Source organism: Mucilaginibacter humi (genome assembly GCF_013087555.1).
Genome location: NZ_JABFCR010000067.1, coordinates 1 through 18,421 on the forward strand (window position 1 = coordinate 1; position 18,421 = coordinate 18,421).

Genomic DNA, 18,421 nt, shown 5'->3' on the forward strand with positions numbered 1-18,421 from the left:
TTAGACAGGCCCGTTAGCGGGGTTATCCTGTTTGCCAAAACCAGCAAGGCGTTAGAGCGGATAAACAAAATGTTTAAGGCTCGCGAAATGCATAAGACCTACTATGCCGTAGTGCGCAAACGCCCTAATCCAATAGCCGGCACACTGGTGCATTACCTTATCAAAAATCCGCAGAAAAACGTCACTAAAGCACACGACCGTGAAGTGCCCGGCAGCCAGCGGTCTGAACTGAACTATAAACTGGTTGGCGAGCTGGATGGCTATTACCTGATAGAGGTTGACCCGATAACCGGGCGACCCCACCAAATCCGCGTGCAACTATCAACCCCGGGCTGCCCCATAGTCGGCGATAATAAATATGGCTATCCGCGCGGAAGCTTGCGAAAAAGCATCTGCCTGCACGCCCGAAGACTGCAGTTTATCCATCCCATAAAAAAAGAGCCGATACTGATTACCGCACCGGTACCTAAAGATGGCTTTTGGGAAAAGTTTGAGGGGATGATGGGTTAGCCAAAACATAGAGATAAAATAATACTGATTTAAAACAGTTATAATTACCTTAACTTATATATCAATGGCCATTAATCTTTATTTTTGTGCCGTCTGTTAAATGAAAAATAAATTACCATTTCTGTTTATAGCGGGGTTGATATTGATAAACCTGTTGAGCAACTCCTGCAAAAAGGATAAGCAAAATAATATCGAAACCCTTTTCTCCAGCGGGTCATGGCAACTGGCATCGGTTAGGTATACCATTTCTGTAGGTGATACCATAAAATTAGATACCACCTTAAATACCACTTGCGATACCACCCAGGTTTTTACTTTTAAAGAGGATAAAACCTGCACTTACACAAATTTTAATTGCGTACATCAACCAACAGCCAGCGGGCATTGGGCTTTGGCAGAAAACAACCTGTTTTTAAATTCTGATATCGTTTGTAAGGACACTTCGGTGGTGGGCAGTTCTAAACCGTTTGCCAATGCACAGATCTATAATATTGGGCAGTACTCGTTAGTATTATTAACCGGTGACATTCAAAACTATACCATCAACACAAAACGTAAGGTTATACGTTATGGTTTTGTAAGGCAAAAAGCTGCCGCGCAATAGTGTTTAAATGGCTTAAACTTTTATATTTGGGTCGTAACTAACTTTTATTTACAATTTTGAAAAAACGAATAGCCATTTTTGCTTCAGGATCAGGATCAAATGCTCAAAAAATAATGGAGCATTTTAAACGCAGTGCAGAAGCCGAAGTTGTATTAATATTGACAAACAATCCGCAGGCCTATGTATTGCAACGGGCCGATAACTTCGAGATCCCATCGCACGTTTTTACCCGCAACGAGTTTTATAACAGCGATGATGTTATCCGCATGCTTAAAACCTTACAGGTTGACCTGATAGTTCTCGCCGGTTTTTTATGGCTGGTACCACAATCTTTACTGGCTGCTTTCCCAAATAAAATTATTAACCTTCACCCCGCCCTGTTACCCAAATATGGTGGCAAAGGCATGTATGGCGATAATGTGCATAAAGCTATTTTAGATGCCGGCGAAGAAGAATCGGGCATTACCATACATTTTGTGAACGAACAGTTTGATGAGGGTGAGATCATCCATCAATCTAAATTCAAGATCGAGCCCGGCGATAACCTGGAAATGGTAAAATTTAAAGGCCAGCAGTTAGAGCACCTGCATTTTCCTAAAGTGATTGAGAACCTCCTCAAAAAAATGAAAAGCTGATTTTGTAAAGATTAGATATTAAAGATTGAAGATTAGGTGTATTTTTATCCGCCAACAAAAACCAATCTTTAACCACAATGACCTCCAAACAATCTACCAGTATCTTCCAGCTTGCCGTTATCGTTAGCGCGCTTGGTTTCTTTGTCGATACTTATGACCTTTTATTATTTGCCATTATCCGCAAACCGAGCCTGGCATCGCTTGGATTAAATCCTGCCGACATACTTTCAAAAGGTGAACTCCTGATCAGTATTCAAATGATAGGCATGGTTATTGGCGGTGTCATCTTCGGTATTTTGGGTGATAAAAAAGGGCGGCTTAAAGTTTTGTTTGGGTCGATTTTGTTATACTCTATCGCCAACCTGGCCAACGGTATGGTCACCACTTTAAACCAATATATAGTTTTACGATTTATAGCAGGCATTGGCCTTGCCGGCGAGCTTGGTGCAGGCATAACCCTTGTAAGCGAATTACTACCTAAAGAAAAACGCAGCATGGCCGCGGGCTTTATTGCGGGCTTTGGTTTGTTTGGCGTGGTGGCTGCATCGTTAATTAGTAAGATGGTAGACTGGCGCACCTGCTATTATATTGGCGGTGTTTTGGGGCTTATATTATTGATAATGCGGATCAGGTTCAGGAAAGCGGCATATTTAAAACCGTGCAGGAGTCAACTACTTTAAGCAAAGGTAATTTCCTGATGTTTTTTAATAATTGGAAACGGTTTGCAAAATACATGCAATGCATACTGATAGGTTTGCCGGTGTGGTACATCATTGGGATATTGGTTACTTTTTCAGACCAGTTTGGCAAAGCCATGGGCATAAATGGCGTGGAACCAGGCACAGCAATTATGTACTTGTACATGGCCATCGCTGCCGGCGATTTTAGCGTAGGCTGGTTGAGTCAGCGCTTACAAAGCCGCAAAAAAACGCTGTTTATATTTTATAGCATAGCCATAATATTTACTGTACTTTACTTTTTGCAAAGTGGCGGCAGCCCGGCATGGTTCTACTTTATTTGTGCCGGCCTGGGTTATGGAGCCGGGTTAAACGTGGTTTATATAACCAGCAGTGTTGAGCAATTTGGCACCAACCTGCGTGCATCGGCGGGTATTAGTATCCCTAACATGGTGCGCGGTACTTTACCCTTAATGATCCTGCTTTTTAAGTTTACCCGCGAGTTTTTTGGCAACTACCTTGTTGGCGGCTGGGTAACAGGTTTGATCATATTTGCTATAGGGATTACCGCAGCCTGGTTTTTGGATGAGACATATGGCAAGGAGTTGGAGTTTACGGAAGTGTAAACATTTTTTCAAAAAAACTAATCACTAATCTCCAATCTCTAATCTCTAATACTTACCTTTGCGGCTCAAAAAATCAGTTAAATGAGTCAGCCTGTTGCCATTAAAAATGCCCTTATTTCAGTTTATTATAAAGATAACACGGAACCCATTATTAAAGAGTTAAGCCGTTTAGGAGTTAACATATACTCGACCGGTGGTACCGAAACCTTTATTCGCAGCCTTGGGGTTGATGTGATTGCGGTTGAGGACCTTACCTCTTACCCGTCTATCCTTGGCGGTCGCGTAAAAACGCTGCACCCAAAAGTATTTGGCGGCATATTGGCACGCAGAAGCAATGAAAGCGACAAAGAGCAATTAGCGCAATACGAGATCCCGGAAATCGACACGGTTATTGTAGATCTTTATCCCTTTGAAGAAACGGTAGAATCAGGCGCGGGCCATGATGATGTGATTGAGAAAATTGACATTGGCGGTATCTCGTTGATCCGCGCAGCGGCAAAAAAACTTTAAGGATGTTGTGATCTTAGCATCGAAAGATGACTATACAGAACTTGACACTTTATTAAAGACCCAAAACGGAACAACGACGATCGATCAGCGTAAAGCTTTCGCTAAAAAAGCATTTAACATTACGTCAAATTACGATACGGCCATCTTCCAATATTTTAACCAGGACGAACCGCTACCGGTATTTAAACACAGTATATTAACCAGTAAAACTTTGCGCTATGGCGAAAACCCTCACCAAAGTGGTGTGTTCTACGGTAACCTTGATGCCATGTTTAATAGCCTTAGCGATAAGGGCAAAGAACTTTCGTACAACAACCTGGTAGATGTTGATGCTGCTGTTGCATTGATAGATGAATTTACCGAACCAACAGTTGCCATCTTAAAACACACTAACGCCTGTGGCGTAGCTACCCGCCAGTTTATTAAAGAAGCGTGGATAGATGCCCTTGCCTGCGACCCGGTTTCGGCTTTTGGTGGCGTTATTATTACTAACACAGAGATAAACGCGGAAACTGCTACAGAAATAGATAAGTTGTTTTACGAGGTGTTGATAGCGCCGGCTTATACAGATGAAGCTGTTAGCATTCTTACGGCACGTAAAGGACGCATTGTATTAGTACGCCAACCGGTTGAATTACCGCAAAAAGAATTTAAAACTTTACTAAACGGTGTTATCGAGCAGGATAAGGACTGGTGATTGAAAGCCCTGCAGACATGAAAACAGTGACCGAACGCCAGCCAACTGAGCAGGAATTGAAGGACCTTTTCCTTGCCAACAAGATTACAAAAAACACAAAATCCAACGCCATTGTATTGGTAAAAAACAACCAGATGCTGTCCAGCGGTGTAGGTCAAACGTCGCGTGTTGACGCATTAAGACAGGCATTAGCAAAAGCCGTGGCTTTTGGCTTTGATGTAAAAGGAGCAGTTATGGCATCAGAGGCATTTTTCCCGTTTCCTGATTGTGTAGAGATCGCTGCTGATGCGGGCATAGTTGCTGTTTTACAACCCGGCGGCTCTATCAAAGATCAATTATCAATTGATATGGCTAACCAAAAAGGCATAAGCATGGTTACTACCGGTGTCCGTCATTTTAAACATTAAGGTTTAGTGAGTCGTAAAAAGTAATTAAGTGAATAATTTATATTATTTTCAAAATAAAACCGTTCTCTTAATCACTTATTCCAACTAATCAACTAAATTTAACAACTTTGCAAACATTTTTGAAGCAAACTACAAATGGGTTTATTTAATTTTTTCACACAAGAGATAGCTATAGATTTAGGTACCGCAAATACCCTCATCATACATAATGATAAAGTTGTTGTTGACGAACCGTCGATAGTTGCTTTTGACCGCACAACCAACAAGGTTATTGCCATTGGGCGCCGGGCCATGCAAATGGAGGGTAAAACCCACGACAATATCCGTACGGTGCGCCCGCTTAAAGATGGTGTAATTGCCGACTTTAACGCTGCCGAGCACATGATACGCGGCATGATAAAAATGATAAACCGGGGCAAAGGGTGGTTTTTCCCATCGTTACGTATGGTTATCTGTATCCCATCGGGTATTACCGAGGTGGAGAAACGTGCGGTGCGCGACTCGGCCGAGATTGCAGGCGCCAAAGAGGTTTACCTTATCCATGAGCCAATGGCAGCAGCGGTAGGTATTGGTATTGATGTGGAAGAACCTATGGGTAACATGATCATCGATATCGGTGGTGGTACTACCGAGATCGCGGTTATTGCCTTATCTGGTATCGTTTGCGATCAGTCTATCCGCGTAGCAGGTGATAACTTTGATTCTGATATCGTTCAATATATCCGTCGCCAGCACAACATTATGATTGGCGACCGTACTGCCGAGAAAATTAAAATAGAAGTTGGTGCAGCATTGCCTGAGCTTAGCGACCCGCCTACAGATTTTGCCGTACAGGGCCGCGACTTAATGACCGGTGTACCAAAACAAATCATGGTATCATACACAGAGATTGCACATTGCCTTGATAAATCAATTTCGAAGATTGAAGAAGCGATATTAAAAGCGTTAGAGATCACTCCGCCGGAGCTTTCAGCGGATATATACCAAACTGGTATTTATTTAACTGGTGGCGGTGCGTTATTGCGTGGTTTGGACAGAAGGATCTCTGCCAAAACAAAATTACCGGTACACGTTGCCGAAGATCCGTTACGCGCGGTAGTACGTGGTACAGGTACCGCTCTTAAAAATATTGGTAATTTTAAATTTTTAATGCAGTAAATTAGTCGTGAGTTTTGGGTAGTGAGTGATGAGTTGCTTACTACTCAAAACTCATTACTCAAAACTCGTCACCTACAATGCGTAATTTGTTAATCTTCATCAGCAAGTACAACGCGTTTTTTCTGTTTATTATATTTGAGGTTAGTGCATTGGTTATTTATATCAAGTACAACTCTTTTCAAAAAGCCACTTTCATTAACAGTACCAACCAGGTTACCGGCAATTTATACGCACAAGTTGATCAGTTGAAAAGCTACATAAGCCTGCGCGAGGTAAATGATAGCCTGTCACGCGAAAACGCAAAGCTGCGCGAGCAGCTTAAAACTTCGTTTTATATAGATTCTGCTGCCCACCATAAGGTGATTGATACCATTTACAAGCAACAGTATGAATATATTGATGCCGCGGTAATAAACAACTCTACTAACCATCGTAATAATTACCTCACTATAAACAAAGGCAGCCGCGCCGGCATTGTAAAAGGTATGGGGGTTATTTGTGCGCAGGGTGTAGTAGGTAAAGTGGTTTTTGTAGGCGAACACCTATCAGTAGTACAATCGTTGCTTCATAAAGAAACAATTATAAGCGCCGCGCTTGCAGGCACTAAAGACCACGGGTTCATTTATCTGGGGCGATAACCTTGATCCGCATGTAGGGTTATTGTATAACGTATCAAACAACGCTACGCCAAAATTGAATGAGCTGGTGGTAACTTCCGATCTGTCGTTATTCCCGGCAGGTATACCTATCGGTAAAATCTCCAACCTTCATTCAAAATCAGCCAAAGGCGCATTCTTAAACATGGATGTAAGCATAGCTGTTGATTTTAGTAAACTGCAATACGTTTACGTAGTAAATAACAAATTGGCACAAGAGCAATTGGGATTGGAGGCTCAGCAGAAAAAAGATGAGTAGGGCCATAATAATTAATATACTCAGGTTTATAATCCTGGTTTTTATACAGGTTTTTTATTGAAAAACATTACGCTTTATAATCTTTCTACGCCGTACCTGTACATTCTTTTTATCCTGTTGTTACCGTTTGAAACACCAAACCTGGTACTGTTTATATTAGCCTTTATATTAGGTTTAACCATTGACGCTTTTTACGATACGCCGGGGTTGCACACTACAGCCTGCGTATTATTAGCATTTGTGCGTATCTTATTTATCAGCATAACCGTACAAAAGGAAGGTTTTGACAATGAGCCGGAACCTACGTTAAGTATTATGGGTTTCAGGTGGTTTTTCACTTATGCGCTTATCCTAACAGTTTTTCATCATTTCTTCCTGTTCAACATGGAAGTTTTTCGTTTCTCTGAGATCCAATATACGCTTGGCCGGGTTTTACTAAGCTCATTATTTACCGTATTTTTGATATTGGTTTCGGGGTTGTTATTCTTTAAAAGTAAAGAACGTAAATGAATCAATTTTTTGAGCGGAGATATGTAATTGGGGGCATATTTATTACCATTATTTTAATACTTCTTGCACGCTTATTTTATATCCAGATAATTGATGATAGATATGCCCTGTATGCTAATAAAAACGTAATCCGCCCAATTATTCAATACCCGGCCCGCGGGCCCATATTAGACCGAAACGGCAAGGTACTGGTTAGTAATGACCTGGTATATGATATCACTGTTATACCTAAAGAAGTTAAACCTTTTGATACGCTGGAATTTTGCAAACTTATCGGCATAGATAAACCAGAGTTTGACAAGCGCTTTGCAAAAGCCATTAAATATTCGCCAAACTTATCTTCGCCATTTGAGAAGCAGCTATCGCCGCAATTAACAGCATCATTACAGGAACGGTTATCAGAGTTCCGGGGGTTTTCTGTACAACCCCACCCTATCCGCACCTACCCTGATTCGGTTGCTGCACAGTTTTTAGGGTACATTGGCGAAGCATCACCTGATAAAATTGCAAAGTCTGGCGGTTACTATCATTTGGGGGACTATATCGGTATATCAGGGGTCGAAAAGTCTTATGAAGAGGTGTTACGTGGGCAGCGCGGCGTACAAAATATGATGGTAGATTCAAGAGGGATACAAAAAGGATCGTATGCTAACGGCGCCTACGATACCCCTGGCTGTACCCGGCGAGCGCTTAACATCATCATTAGACCTAAGGCTTCAAAAGCTGGGCGAAAAATTAATGAAAAACAAAGTAGGCAGTATTGTAGCTATCGAGCCATCAACCGGCGAGATCCGGCCTTTGTAAGCAGCCCCGGGTACGATCCTAACGCACTTGTAGGCCACGAACGCGGGGCTAACTATAATCGGTTGCATGATAATCCTTATAAGCCTTTTTTAATAAGACCCATCCGGGCAAACTACCCCCGGGATCATCATTTAAACCGCTTAGTGCATTGATTGCCATGCAGGAAGGCGTTATTACTCCGCAAACCACCTACAACTGCCCGGGTTATTACCAGGCAGGTAACCGTAGGATCCCGTGTTTTCATGGCGAAAGGCATGGATTGGTTACGCTAAGGGAGGCAGTTGCTCATTCTTGCAATGGCTATTTTGATATGGTTTTTGAGAAACTGATCAATCGTAAAGGCCCAAAACAAACCGACACCAGCTTTACCATTTGGCGAAACAACGTGGCCAAGTTTGGCTTAGGGTCACGGCTTGATCTGGATATGCCGGCTGAAGGACCCGGCTATTTGCCTAAAGCATCGTTTTATGATAAATTATATCGCAAAGGTGGCTGGCGGTCAAGTACTGTTATCTCCTTAGGAATTGGCCGGGGCGAGTTACAAGCCACCCCATTACAACTGGCTAACATTGAAGCTACCATTGCTAACCGTGGCTTTTATTATAAGCCGCACCTTATCAAATCTATCGGCGATAAGCAAATCATAAAAAGTGAATATACTGTTAAAAATTATGTGGGGGTAGATGCCCAATACTTTGAGCCTGCTATTGACGGCATGCAGCAAGTAGTTGATGTGGGTACAGCCGCCGGCTCAAAAAATACTGGTATAATAATGTGCGGTAAAACCGGCACAGCGCAAACCAGCCATGGAAAAGATAACTCGGTATTTGTAGCCTTCGCGCCAAGAGAAAATCCTAAAATAGCAATAGCGGTAGTGGTCGAAAATTCCGGACAGGGTGCTACCCGGGCCGCGCCTATAGCCAGTTTTATAGTTGAAAAGTATTTGCGCGATAGTATTACCAGCCGCCCATCTGGCATTGAGCCGAATTATTATATGAATGCTAACCTGCTGCCTGAAATTGTTGTTAAAACAACCCCGGCCCAAAAAGCGAAAGCGGATAGTATTAAAAAACTAAAAGCCGATTCGATGCGTAAAAAAGCACCGGTTAAATCGGCAAACAATAAAAACCAGTTACCGGTTAAATACCGGCAGCCATTAAACCTAAAGATGATGAGTAACCAGCAACGCAGCTTCTTTTTTAATGTAGACTGGCTAATGGTATTTATTTACCGGCGCTTTGTACAATTGGCATACTAAGCATCCACTCGGCGGTATATGACCCTAAAAACCACTCCATAGTCGACACGGATACAAACTACGGCAAGCAGTTTATATTTGTTATTGTTGCGGTTGTACTGGGTATATTTATTTTATTATTAGAAAGCAGGGTACTCTCTGCACTTGCACCGGCTATATACACCATAACCACATTATTATTGATACTGGTGTTGGTAATTGGCCGAAATGTAGGCGGTAACCGTGGCACGGATCTCTTTACCGGGCGGCTTTAGGCTGCAACCCTCAGAGTTTGCCAAGTTTGCCACCTGCCTGTTGCTGGCCCGTTATTTAAGCGGAGCTAATATAAAGGTAAGCGAACCAAAATCATTTGCTATAGCCGCGGGCATCATCTTTTCCCGATGATCCTGATCTTGCTGCAACCAGATGCCGGGTCAACTTTAGTATTTAGCTCGTTATTATTTGTTTTATACCGCGAGGGCCTATCGCCTTACTTCTTGATATTGGAAGGCCTGTTTATTGCCCTGTTTGTATTAACCCTTAAGCTAAATAACTTGCCCCTGGTTATTGGCGGGATAGTGGCGGTTACTGCAATAGTTATATTTTTATTTAAGCGAAACAGAAAGCTGATGCTAACCATGCTTATTGGCGCGGGCATATTAATAACCTTTGTTTTTAGCGTGCAATTTCTGTATAATAAAGTATTAAAACCGCATCAAAAAGTACGTATTGATATTGTACTTGGCTTAACCAGCGACCCGCGCGGCAAGGGTTATAATGTTAACCAATCAAAAATTGCTATTGGCTCTGGTAAGCTTTGGGGCAAAGGATATATGAAAGGTACCCAAACCAAGTACTCGTTTGTACCCGAGCAAAGCACCGACTATATCTTCTGCACTGTTGGCGAGGAGTTCGGCTTCGCCGGATCTGTTGTAGTGCTGGGATTATACCTGTTGCTGGTATTACGGATAATTTACATCGCCGAGCGACAGCGATCGCCTTTCTCGCGGATCTATGCCTATGGAGTAGGGTCCATAATTTTCTTCCACGTAGTTATTAATATCGGGATGACCATAGGTATTGTACCATCCATAGGTATCCCCCTGCCCTTAATAAGTTATGGGGGCTCATCGTTGCTCAGCTTTACTATTATGCTGTTTATACTGATAAAGCTGGATTCGAACAGGATGGGGATGATTTACGCGTAGGTTAGAGATTAGTGATTTGTTAATTAGAGATTAGGTCTGTCGTAGTAAAAACTATCTCTATCACCTAACTCCAATCACCAACCTCTAATCACTATTATTAACTATACCTTCTCTTTAAAAGCGCGAAAAACTTATCCATAGTTTCCGGCTTGGCTTCCCAGTTATTTTTGGCGATGTAGTTTTTGTTAAGGAACCTGTTAGCTTCTTCAAATGTGTTAAAGCGGTTCAGTATCTCAATAGCTTCGCTGTAAGCAAGGCTGTAGCCGTTAAACAGGTCCTTAATATATAAAAGTTTATCATTAAGAGTGATGGCTGCTTTCAGGTTGGTTACCGGTTGTACTCCGGCCTGTTCGGTGATATTATTAGCGCTGCCCATTTGCGCTGATATTTTTTGATTGATAGTCATTACATCATCTTTATCCCCTGGCGGGCTCATCCTTTTTTCAGCTGGTGCAACCTCTTTAACCTGTGGGGCAGGTTCATCAGCAGCTATTATTTCATCAGCTTCATCCTCTTCTTCTACTGACGTTTCTTCAATATCTTCGCCGATATCATCATCCTCATCAACAACTAATTCGTGCCTTATAACTTCGGGTTCGTCCATTATAAACGTGTAGCTATCTTTTGGGGCTTCGGTTGCCAGGTCTATATGCGGTACGGGCTCATCTTTTTTAGCTGTATCTGCCAATTCAATGCCGCGTTTTAAATCGCGCTTCGGTTGTTGCACTACCGGTTCAAAAAACTTTTCAATCAAGCTTTTCACGGGTTCGGCTGGTTTAACAGGTGGCTCCACTGGCTTAGCTGGAGGCTCTATTGCTTTAACGGGTTCGGGTGTTGTGGTTACTCTTGTAACAGGTGCAACTTTTATTATTTCTTCAACTATGCTTTCGGCTTTTGTGTCTACTTTCTGGGCAATCTCCTGTGGTTTTTCGGTTATAACGCGCGATTGCAGTTTGCTTAATATTTCGGCATGGTCCGCTAAAAGTGGGCGTTGGCTACAAATAATTCCAGCTCAAGGTCGTTTAACTTTTGTGGGTTTGATTCCGGTATTTATACTGCTCATTAAGCTCATTTATAATCCCGCCAATCCTATTAAATACATCCAGTTGGTTCATTGCAATACTTTAGAAAAATGCTTACCAAAATTAAGCATTAAATTCTGATATTAGGCCTCTACAAAAAGTTTACCAATGCAGCTCACCGAAGAGATTTTTAAGCGAAAAAACGAAAGCGGTGGCGGGATAGAGGTTATCTGCGGATCCATGTTTTCGGGTAAGACCGAAGAATTGATCCGCCGGATAAACCGGGCCCGTTATGCAAAACTAAGTGTTATAGTTTTTAAACCTAAGCTGGATGTACGTTATGATGAAACCGATGTAGTATCGCATAACGCCACCGCACAGGCCTCAACCCCGGTAAGTAAATCGTCAGAGATCCTATTATTAGCTGGCCATGCACAGGTCGTCGGTATTGACGAGGCACAGTTTTTTGACAATAAGCTCCCCGATGTCTGCACAACTTTAGCCAACAAAGGCATCCGCGTAATTATAGCCGGCCTGGATATGGATTTTAAAGGCCGGCCCTTTGGCCCCATGCCTACGCTGATGGCAATTGCCGAATCAGTAACAAAAGTACATGCCGTATGCCTTCGCTGCGGTAACCCCGCACTATACTCCTACCGTTTGGTGCCCAGTAAAGAAAAAGTATTGCTTGGCGAAAAGGATAGTTATGAGCCACGCTGCCGCATTTGCTATAACAGCAAATCATTTTAAGGCCATTTACATATTAGCTTACTGTCTTTTTCGTCATAATTCTGCCAGTTTTTGGCTTGCGGTAAAACAAAAGGCCTATGGTTGGTTGTTATAGGTGTTATTACCTATACTGAAATGGCGAAAAAGATATTAGTAATTGAGGATGACAAAGACATTAGAGAATCTATTGTTTATGTATTAGAAGAGGAAAATTATGAGGTTATCTCTTCAGAAAATTCTAAAATTCTGAAATCTGTAACTGAAATAGCCCCGGATATGATACTGCTGGACAACTGGCTTACCGAATGGAAAAGCGATGCCAATGGCGAGCAGTTAAGCCGCGAATTGAAGAGCAACCCTGCTACCAGCCATATCCCGGTAATTATTATATCGGCAGTAAGTAATATTAAAGAAATTGCCAAAAACGGTTTAGCCGACGCGTTTTTACGCAAACCTTTTGATTTGACAGAGCTTACCGCAATAGTAAAAAAGCATATTAAATAACTACTGCTCCATAACAACAACTGCAGAGCGTGGTGGAATTTGCACTGTTCCGTCTGTTGCAACCGCGTCCTGTTCCTCCGGCGATGCTACCATTAATTTTCCCCTGGTTTGGAATGCTTACTTTACTGCTGATTGCAGCACGCATAGGGTTAACTATTATGACCGCCCGTTTACCGGTGGTAGTTGTAAATACCGAATATTTTACGGGTCCGCTGGCTGTAACGGTTGCGCCTAAGGTGTCATGAAACTCGGCATCCCATATATAAGCGCGATAGCGTTTGCGTAATGCATCTATTTTTTTACCGTAATCAAGCGTCATTTTAAAATCGGTGATATGGCCTTTGAAGTTGAACGGCTCATAGCTAATAATGTAGCGTTCCATCATGATCAGGTTCAGCATTTCGCGATCATCAAACCCATTTACGGCTACAATAAGCGGAGCTTGCGGGTCGAGGTACCGGCATACGGGAGTTGAGCCGCCATTTATTCTGAAATAAGAAGTTGAATAATATTGCATCAGCCAATCCATATGCCCCTCGCCTGCGAAAAGAAAATCAGGACTTATCTTATCAGCCGCAGCACGCAATTGTGAAGCCAAAGGCATGTCGCCCCCGTAAATATAACCCGGCGCGGTGTATCCATGATCTGTCGCGAAGCTATACTTAACCGGACCGTGGTGGCAGTTCTCGTCAAATAACCAGCCCGAGCCGCCCGGGTCCAGCAGTTTCTGAAATTCTTTGGTAATTAAATTACGGTAGGCAGGGCTGGCAAAATCCATAACTCCCCTACGGCGGGTGTTTATACCGGCCAATTGTGTTGGTGTGTAATAGCTGTATCCGCCATGCTCATAGGGCACGCCATATGGGTCGGTGGCGTCGTATTTATATAATTCTTTTTATACCAATCCTTGCTTTTATCGGCCCAGTTTAATTTACCAAACATGATCATTTTAACGCCCATTGCTTGTATCTGCGAGATGGAGTTTTTCAATTCCTGCTTTGTGCCCAATCCCGGGTCGGTATTTTGGCTTGGGTCGCCGCCATCCTGGCCATCTTCGTTCCAGCCAACCAATTGTATAGCGGTAATGCCGTTATCTGCGCACTCTTTGCCATACTGTACAAGGTCCTTGTACTTAACCCGGTAGTCCTGCTCGGGCGAGCTTATTTGCAATTGGAACCACGAGTGTACATCGTTTATCCAGGCAGGCACATGTGGTTGCTTGAACCCGGTATTGCGCCATTGCTTGTAAATATCCACGCCGTTATGCCAATCGCCGCTATAACATTTCATCACAACCGGCACCAGGTTAAAGGTGGTATGCGGATGCGCAAATATAAAATGGCAAGTCCTGAATTCTAAGTTTACGGGGTGCCCGTCAATCATATCAACATTAGGTACCGCTGCGTTTACAGATTGCTCTACACCCGGGTTTTGATTGAAGGTAAACTGCAATAAATATTGTTGGTAAGGATCCTTCATCTCCACATACATACCCTGCCCCGGCGCCTGGATCAGGCAAAAAGGCTGCGATGCGAGTCGAATGTTTTCATGGCCGTAAACGTGCCCCAATAGCCTTTATCGTTCCCGAAGTTAGGGTATAACTCTGCCGACTCTAAGTTGCCATACCACATGGTTTTAGCCTGCATGGGCGCGTTTGCCGATGGGCGGGTAAAGTCGCCGAGATAGGGGTAGTCAATAGTCTCTACAGTTAATGCCGAGTTATTCTCAAGCGATCCGGTAAAGGTAAGCTCTCCTTTATTTAGAGTGACAGTACCCGTAAACTTCATGGATAAAACGCCGCCATGGTCGCTGGTTAGTTTATCCCAGTGGATTCTTACTTCATACTCTGAGATCTTTTCGACCCGGGCAGGCTGGCCCTGGCCCATTATATAATTGCTTCTTTGTTTTGGTAACGGCACCAACATCCTGAAGGACGTGCCCAACTCTGGCCGGCGTTCTATCAACCAATGGGTTGATTTCCGTTCCATGCGTACCAATGCGCCGGTACCGGCATCAAAAGCAACCAATAGCGAATCGTCTGGATGATTACTTCTTTATCATAACGAGGTTTTGCGTTTGCCAAAAATGCAAAGCATAGCATGGTTAAAGCTATTGCTAACTGTGATATTGTCTTCATGAAAAAACTTATTTCGGTCTATAACCCCGGGGTTAGGGTAAAGTTAATATTTAAGAAATATAGTAGTAGCGCTGTTATTAACTTTATTTAATAACCGGTGCGCTAAAACAGAATATACCTTAACACACAATAGTGCAAGGCATATTACTATACCATCCAAAAGATGGGATTTAAATGCGTAAAAACTAAGCGCGCGGGCGTTTTGGATTAAACGCTACAATATAATTTAGTTCGCTTACTGCTACATTGCGGTTAGCTGCCTCATCGTTAGTTTTACTGAATGATTGGTTAAGCCGCTCTTTGGTTAAATTAAATACCTGCAATAAAAATTCAGGAATAATTTTAGCGGCTATAGTTGGGTAAAAATCCTTTTGGATCTTTTTTCTTTCTGTATCGGTTACCATCGTAAGTTCCCATCTGTCTTCGCCTTTAAAACCAAATTCTTTGGCAGTATTATTGAGATCGTACAAATACATACGGGTCTCGCTTTCTATTGATTGCTCTTTCATAATTATTTTGATTTTTTACCTATCGACGAATCCGACTGTGACATTGATCCCTTATCAGACTGATAGCTGGATAACTTTTTGTTGACATTGGCGCTGGGCTCTTCTTTTTTCTTTAACTGTTTTTCTGTCTTTGCTCATAACGATATTTTTAGTGGTGACGCCAAAAAAGACACCCTATTACAAGAGCAGGAATTTTAAGGATAGTAGTTAGTGCTATTATACTGGTGTAATGCAGTGCGGATGTTTAATATCGCCGTACCAGTACCGGACAATAAATAAACGTATTAGTACGGTAATTGTTTAAAGGTAGGTATAGTTTATTGAATATCAGCCTACAAATAATTATAAATACCTGTAAATGAAATTTAATATAGCCAGATCAAGCCGGTATGCCACTATATATGACTACCTTACGCCCTTAATAAAATATATAATGCAAAAAGAAGGAACGGTAAAGTTTTTTAATATCGAAAAAGGTTTTGGATTTATCTCACAAACTAACGACAGAAGCGACGTGTTTGTACACTCAAGCGGTTTGATAGATGAAATTCGTGAAAACGACCAAGTATCGTTTGATATTGAAGAAGGCAAAAAAGGCCTTACCGCGGTAAATGTGAAAATAATTTAAAAAATCACTCCATAACTTAATCGTAAAGCACCCCGACCTGTCGGGGTGCTTTTTTATGTCGTAATTTATTAGTCTTTATAATGGCCGTGTTTAATCATGTCTTTAACCGCTTTCGCCAAAAACACTTTATCCTCAGCATTTAACTTAGTTTGTATTTCGCCGCCATTAATACGGTAGGTTATCTTGCCGCTATTATCGCTTTCGGCTACGATACTTTGATTATCTTTTTGTATTTAACAAAGCCGTAAGGCGTTATTTTGGCGATAGCGGTACTATCGTAATTAAAATAAGTTCGGCCACCGTATTCGATCCTTGTATTTTCGTGACCATTATTTTCCGCTATTACTGTGTGCCTTTGGCCCATGTGGCAGCCAAATGCCAGCGCTAGTAAGCCAATGGCTGCTACTGTTATTTTTAAATTTTCCATGTTATATGTTTGCTATTTATTAATTCACAACAAACATAATGCTTTATATGGTACTATGCAATACATAATACTATATTTATTTAAATCTTTATTGCTTGCACATACGCGCTCAGTTACCGATGTTTGTTACAAACATCTCATAACATTATGTCATTCGGGGATACTTAGATAATATACAGGCAAAAACAGGCAAACGCCGGGTGATTTTAAAAAATTGGCCGAAGAAAAAGGCTTTACCCGGGGCGGGCAATTAAAAGCCACCACCAAAGCAGGCGATATTGTTAACTGGCTTAAAACAGATTTTGATTTGGGTCACGGCCATGCCATGGCAATTTACGCGTTGTTAAAGGGCAAAAAAAGAGGGCGATAAATAGGCCCTCTTTCTATTTAATAGCTGCCTATGTTGGCATCCATCCAGGCTATGCGCTGCGTCAGGTAATCCTTAAAATAGGCAACCTCTTTATCATACGTGCCTAAATAAACCGCGTTAGGGTATACGTATTTATCTAATATTGGCCACTTCTTGAAGTTGGCCTCTGCCGATAATTTAAGATAAGCGGCGTTGTTGTCAATATCCGTAAAAATTTGCTGCACTTCTTTAGTCCTTAAAGCTTTCCATTTGTTTCGCCATCTTAGGTTCCACGCCGGATCCTGTGCCAGGCGGATTAACCAGGCACCATTACGGGTGTACCAGTTTGCCGGATTTTTTGATATATCTAAATAGCAATTACCAGAACTAATATCAAAATCCCAGATCGGGCCCATGCCTAACTTGCCGCCACGGTCTTTATAATAAAATATGCTGCTAAAATCCCATGAATCCCGGTTCTTCATTGTTTCGTTAACCACATACCAACGCATAAATGAGTCGGCATCAATATATTTTGCGTAACCATTTACCGGGTCGGTCCAGTTTGATGCGTATAGCGCGTCTTCTGTAGTCTGCATATAGTTTTTAATATAAGCAAACTGATCAGTCGTAAGCTCTTCAGGTTCTTTAATAGTGAAAGGTAAATTTTTGGTTGTAGACCGCCAGTTATAAGTTGCATCCAGCTTATAATCTAATTCAACAACATAGCCGCCTGTAATTGCCGTTGGTGAGGTATCAGTAGTTTTCAACTCGGTTATTTTAACCCTGTTATCATTTACTTCAACTACACTCGTCAGTAAATAATTACCCCAATACTCTCCATTTAAAACTACTTCAACAAAACGGCTGTCGGGAGTAAAATCGGCACCTACGCGTTTGCCCAGATCAAGGGCTATTTTGTTACGCATTAAAGTTTTATCGTTATAATTAGCTAACAATGCCCAGTTTTTAGCAGCGGGCATACCCAACATGGCGGCTTTGCTGTTAAACTTTAACTTATAGGGCTTTTTAGGAAACAGCGTCCGGGTAGAATTACCCCGGCCTTTTACTTGTAAGGGGATATTGGTTACATCCTGCTGATAACCGTTATTAGCATCAACAACAATGTTACCTTTTATATAAACATCTTTTGATGTTACGTCGGCACCAGTGCTGGTGGTAAGGTACAAAATAGGCAGGCCGGTAAACTCGCGTAAAATTACCTTATACGTTTTTGTAATGCCTTTTGGCGATGTCAAAGAATAGGTAACTTTTTTAGAAAAATCAGTAACTGTGGCGCCGCTTACCTGCGTTGTGTCGCCAACTTTAACTACCGTTCCGGCAGTTTTCGGCGTAAATGTCAGGGCCAGTTTCCTTATAGTTAACCTATCGGGAATGATAGCAGTGATCGAGTCGCCGGCGATTGTACAGGTAACATCTGTTGTTATTTTACCCGCATTATTTTTAGCTTCTATTTTAACTGACGTTAATCCAGCTTCATCATTTGTAGTACCCGGGGTTTCGGCACCATTGCCGGTACTGCCTTTTTACAACCCCATAAGGTTGCGGCTATTAAAAAAGTTAATAGCAAATATCTTCTTATCATTAATCAATAGTT

General features: G+C 42.1%; 27 protein-coding genes and 1 pseudogene. 21 read left to right on the plus strand and 7 right to left on the minus strand.

Going from position 1 to position 18,421, the window contains the following annotated elements:
• From HK413_RS12895 to rodA, 15 genes and pseudogenes are all read left to right on the plus strand, one after another.
• On the plus strand, window positions 1-510 hold a 510-nt coding region (locus HK413_RS12895), incomplete at its 5' end, for an RluA family pseudouridine synthase (protein WP_175270421.1).
• 100 nt (window positions 511-610) lie between these two features.
• On the plus strand, window positions 611-1,114 hold the full coding sequence (locus HK413_RS12900; RefSeq protein ID WP_175270422.1) for a DUF5004 domain-containing protein: 504 nt from the start codon (window positions 611-613) through the stop codon (window positions 1,112-1,114).
• A gap of 56 nt (window positions 1,115-1,170) precedes the next feature.
• Window positions 1,171-1,749, plus strand: coding sequence for a phosphoribosylglycinamide formyltransferase (purN, locus tag HK413_RS12905; protein WP_175270423.1), 579 nt, complete (start codon window positions 1,171-1,173; stop codon window positions 1,747-1,749).
• A 77-nt stretch (window positions 1,750-1,826) separates the two neighbouring features.
• On the plus strand, window positions 1,827-2,429 hold the full coding sequence (locus tag HK413_RS15590) for an MFS transporter (protein ID WP_217452304.1): 603 nt from the start codon (window positions 1,827-1,829) through the stop codon (window positions 2,427-2,429).
• Window positions 2,408-3,052 carry an MFS transporter gene (locus tag HK413_RS15595; RefSeq protein WP_217452305.1) on the plus strand — a complete coding sequence of 215 codons (645 nt, stop codon included), beginning with the start codon at window positions 2,408-2,410 and terminating at the stop codon, window positions 3,050-3,052. Before HK413_RS15590 ends, HK413_RS15595 begins: the two co-directional genes overlap by 22 nt.
• Window positions 3,053-3,133: 81 nt before the next feature.
• Window positions 3,134-4,666, plus strand: a pseudogene (gene purH / locus HK413_RS12915) (bifunctional phosphoribosylaminoimidazolecarboxamide formyltransferase/IMP cyclohydrolase).
• Between the two features lie 135 nt (window positions 4,667-4,801).
• Window positions 4,802-5,824: a rod shape-determining protein gene (locus HK413_RS12920; protein WP_175270424.1), complete on the plus strand. Its 1,023-nt coding sequence runs from the start codon at window positions 4,802-4,804 to the stop codon at window positions 5,822-5,824.
• 77 nt (window positions 5,825-5,901) lie between these two features.
• Window positions 5,902-6,462 carry a rod shape-determining protein MreC gene (mreC, locus tag HK413_RS12925; RefSeq protein WP_175270425.1) on the plus strand — a complete coding sequence of 187 codons (561 nt, stop codon included), beginning with the start codon at window positions 5,902-5,904 and terminating at the stop codon, window positions 6,460-6,462.
• Entirely contained in the window at window positions 6,419-6,739 is a 321-nt protein-coding gene (locus tag HK413_RS20135) for a rod shape-determining protein MreC (protein WP_175270426.1), read from the plus strand. The genes mreC and HK413_RS20135 overlap by 44 nt, the downstream gene beginning before the upstream one ends.
• Window positions 6,740-6,796: 57 nt before the next feature.
• Complete coding sequence (locus HK413_RS12935) at window positions 6,797-7,249, plus strand: rod shape-determining protein MreD (protein ID WP_317169588.1); 453 nt, start codon at window positions 6,797-6,799, stop codon at window positions 7,247-7,249.
• Window positions 7,246-8,205: a penicillin-binding protein 2 gene (locus HK413_RS18495; protein ID WP_246230522.1), complete on the plus strand. Its 960-nt coding sequence runs from the start codon at window positions 7,246-7,248 to the stop codon at window positions 8,203-8,205. The genes HK413_RS12935 and HK413_RS18495 overlap by 4 nt, the downstream gene beginning before the upstream one ends.
• Complete coding sequence (locus tag HK413_RS18500; protein WP_317169589.1) at window positions 8,202-9,311, plus strand: penicillin-binding transpeptidase domain-containing protein; 1,110 nt, start codon at window positions 8,202-8,204, stop codon at window positions 9,309-9,311. The genes HK413_RS18495 and HK413_RS18500 overlap by 4 nt, the downstream gene beginning before the upstream one ends.
• A gap of 2 nt (window positions 9,312-9,313) precedes the next feature.
• A complete protein-coding gene (locus HK413_RS21575; protein ID WP_317169592.1) occupies window positions 9,314-9,565 on the plus strand; it encodes an FtsW/RodA/SpoVE family cell cycle protein in 252 nt (83 codons plus the stop codon).
• Entirely contained in the window at window positions 9,534-9,695 is a 162-nt protein-coding gene (locus HK413_RS21580) for a hypothetical protein (protein WP_317169590.1), read from the plus strand. The genes HK413_RS21575 and HK413_RS21580 overlap by 32 nt, the downstream gene beginning before the upstream one ends.
• Window positions 9,692-10,498, plus strand: a complete 807-nt coding sequence (gene rodA / locus HK413_RS21585) for a rod shape-determining protein RodA (protein WP_317169591.1) — start codon at window positions 9,692-9,694, stop codon at window positions 10,496-10,498. Before HK413_RS21580 ends, rodA begins: the two co-directional genes overlap by 4 nt.
• 97 nt (window positions 10,499-10,595) lie before the next feature.
• Here rodA and HK413_RS12950 read toward each other — a convergent pair whose 3' ends face one another.
• On the minus strand, window positions 10,596-11,225 hold the full coding sequence (locus HK413_RS12950; protein ID WP_217452306.1) for a hypothetical protein: 630 nt from the start codon (window positions 11,223-11,225) through the stop codon (window positions 10,596-10,598).
• On the opposite strand from HK413_RS12950, the gene HK413_RS12955 reads away from it, so the two are divergent.
• The 3 genes from HK413_RS12955 (at window position 11,191) to HK413_RS12965 (ending at window position 12,753) form a co-directional block, all read left to right on the plus strand.
• The gene (locus tag HK413_RS12955) at window positions 11,191-11,661 is read left to right on the plus strand and encodes a hypothetical protein (RefSeq protein WP_175270428.1); all 471 of its coding nucleotides are present in this window, start codon (window positions 11,191-11,193) and stop codon (window positions 11,659-11,661) included. The two genes, HK413_RS12950 and HK413_RS12955, sit on opposite strands and share 35 nt — an antisense overlap.
• 27 nt (window positions 11,662-11,688) lie before the next feature.
• Window positions 11,689-12,270 (plus strand): thymidine kinase, encoded by a 582-nt coding sequence (locus HK413_RS12960; protein WP_175270429.1) that lies wholly within the window; start codon window positions 11,689-11,691, stop codon window positions 12,268-12,270.
• Between the two features lie 81 nt (window positions 12,271-12,351).
• A complete protein-coding gene (locus HK413_RS12965; RefSeq protein ID WP_217452307.1) occupies window positions 12,352-12,753 on the plus strand; it encodes a response regulator in 402 nt (133 codons plus the stop codon).
• Here HK413_RS12965 and HK413_RS12970 read toward each other — a convergent pair.
• From HK413_RS12970 to HK413_RS12985, 4 genes are all read right to left on the minus strand, one after another.
• The gene (locus tag HK413_RS12970) at window positions 12,746-13,609 is read right to left on the minus strand and encodes a hypothetical protein (protein ID WP_175270431.1); all 864 of its coding nucleotides are present in this window, start codon (window positions 13,607-13,609) and stop codon (window positions 12,746-12,748) included. The genes HK413_RS12965 and HK413_RS12970 overlap by 8 nt on opposite strands.
• Entirely contained in the window at window positions 13,552-14,322 is a 771-nt protein-coding gene (locus HK413_RS12975) for a hypothetical protein (protein ID WP_175270432.1), read from the minus strand. Before HK413_RS12975 ends, HK413_RS12970 begins: the two co-directional genes overlap by 58 nt.
• Window positions 14,265-14,780, minus strand: coding sequence for a hypothetical protein (locus tag HK413_RS12980; protein WP_175270433.1), 516 nt, complete (start codon window positions 14,778-14,780; stop codon window positions 14,265-14,267). The genes HK413_RS12975 and HK413_RS12980 overlap by 58 nt, the downstream gene beginning before the upstream one ends.
• A 295-nt stretch (window positions 14,781-15,075) precedes the next feature.
• A complete protein-coding gene (locus tag HK413_RS12985; RefSeq protein WP_175270434.1) occupies window positions 15,076-15,399 on the minus strand; it encodes a hypothetical protein in 324 nt (107 codons plus the stop codon).
• 433 nt (window positions 15,400-15,832) lie between these two features.
• Between HK413_RS12985 and HK413_RS12990 the strand changes: the two genes are divergently transcribed.
• A complete protein-coding gene (locus HK413_RS12990) occupies window positions 15,833-16,027 on the plus strand; it encodes a cold-shock protein (protein WP_175270439.1) in 195 nt (64 codons plus the stop codon).
• A 205-nt stretch (window positions 16,028-16,232) separates the two neighbouring features.
• On the opposite strand, the gene HK413_RS12995 is transcribed toward HK413_RS12990, so the two are convergent.
• Window positions 16,233-16,454 carry a hypothetical protein gene (locus tag HK413_RS12995; protein ID WP_175270435.1) on the minus strand — a complete coding sequence of 74 codons (222 nt, stop codon included), beginning with the start codon at window positions 16,452-16,454 and terminating at the stop codon, window positions 16,233-16,235.
• Window positions 16,455-16,668: 214 nt separating this feature from the next.
• Between HK413_RS12995 and HK413_RS13000 the strand changes: the two genes are divergently transcribed.
• Window positions 16,669-16,824 (plus strand): DUF4287 domain-containing protein, encoded by a 156-nt coding sequence (locus HK413_RS13000; protein WP_175270436.1) that lies wholly within the window; start codon window positions 16,669-16,671, stop codon window positions 16,822-16,824.
• A 17-nt stretch (window positions 16,825-16,841) separates the two neighbouring features.
• Here the strand turns inward: HK413_RS13000 and HK413_RS13005 are convergent, their stop codons facing one another.
• Window positions 16,842-18,062 (minus strand): CotH kinase family protein, encoded by a 1,221-nt coding sequence (locus HK413_RS13005; protein WP_175270437.1) that lies wholly within the window; start codon window positions 18,060-18,062, stop codon window positions 16,842-16,844.
• A gap of 55 nt (window positions 18,063-18,117) precedes the next feature.
• Here HK413_RS13005 and HK413_RS13010 point away from each other — a divergent pair.
• On the plus strand, window positions 18,118-18,421 hold a 304-nt coding region (locus tag HK413_RS13010), incomplete at its 3' end, for a hypothetical protein (RefSeq protein WP_175270438.1).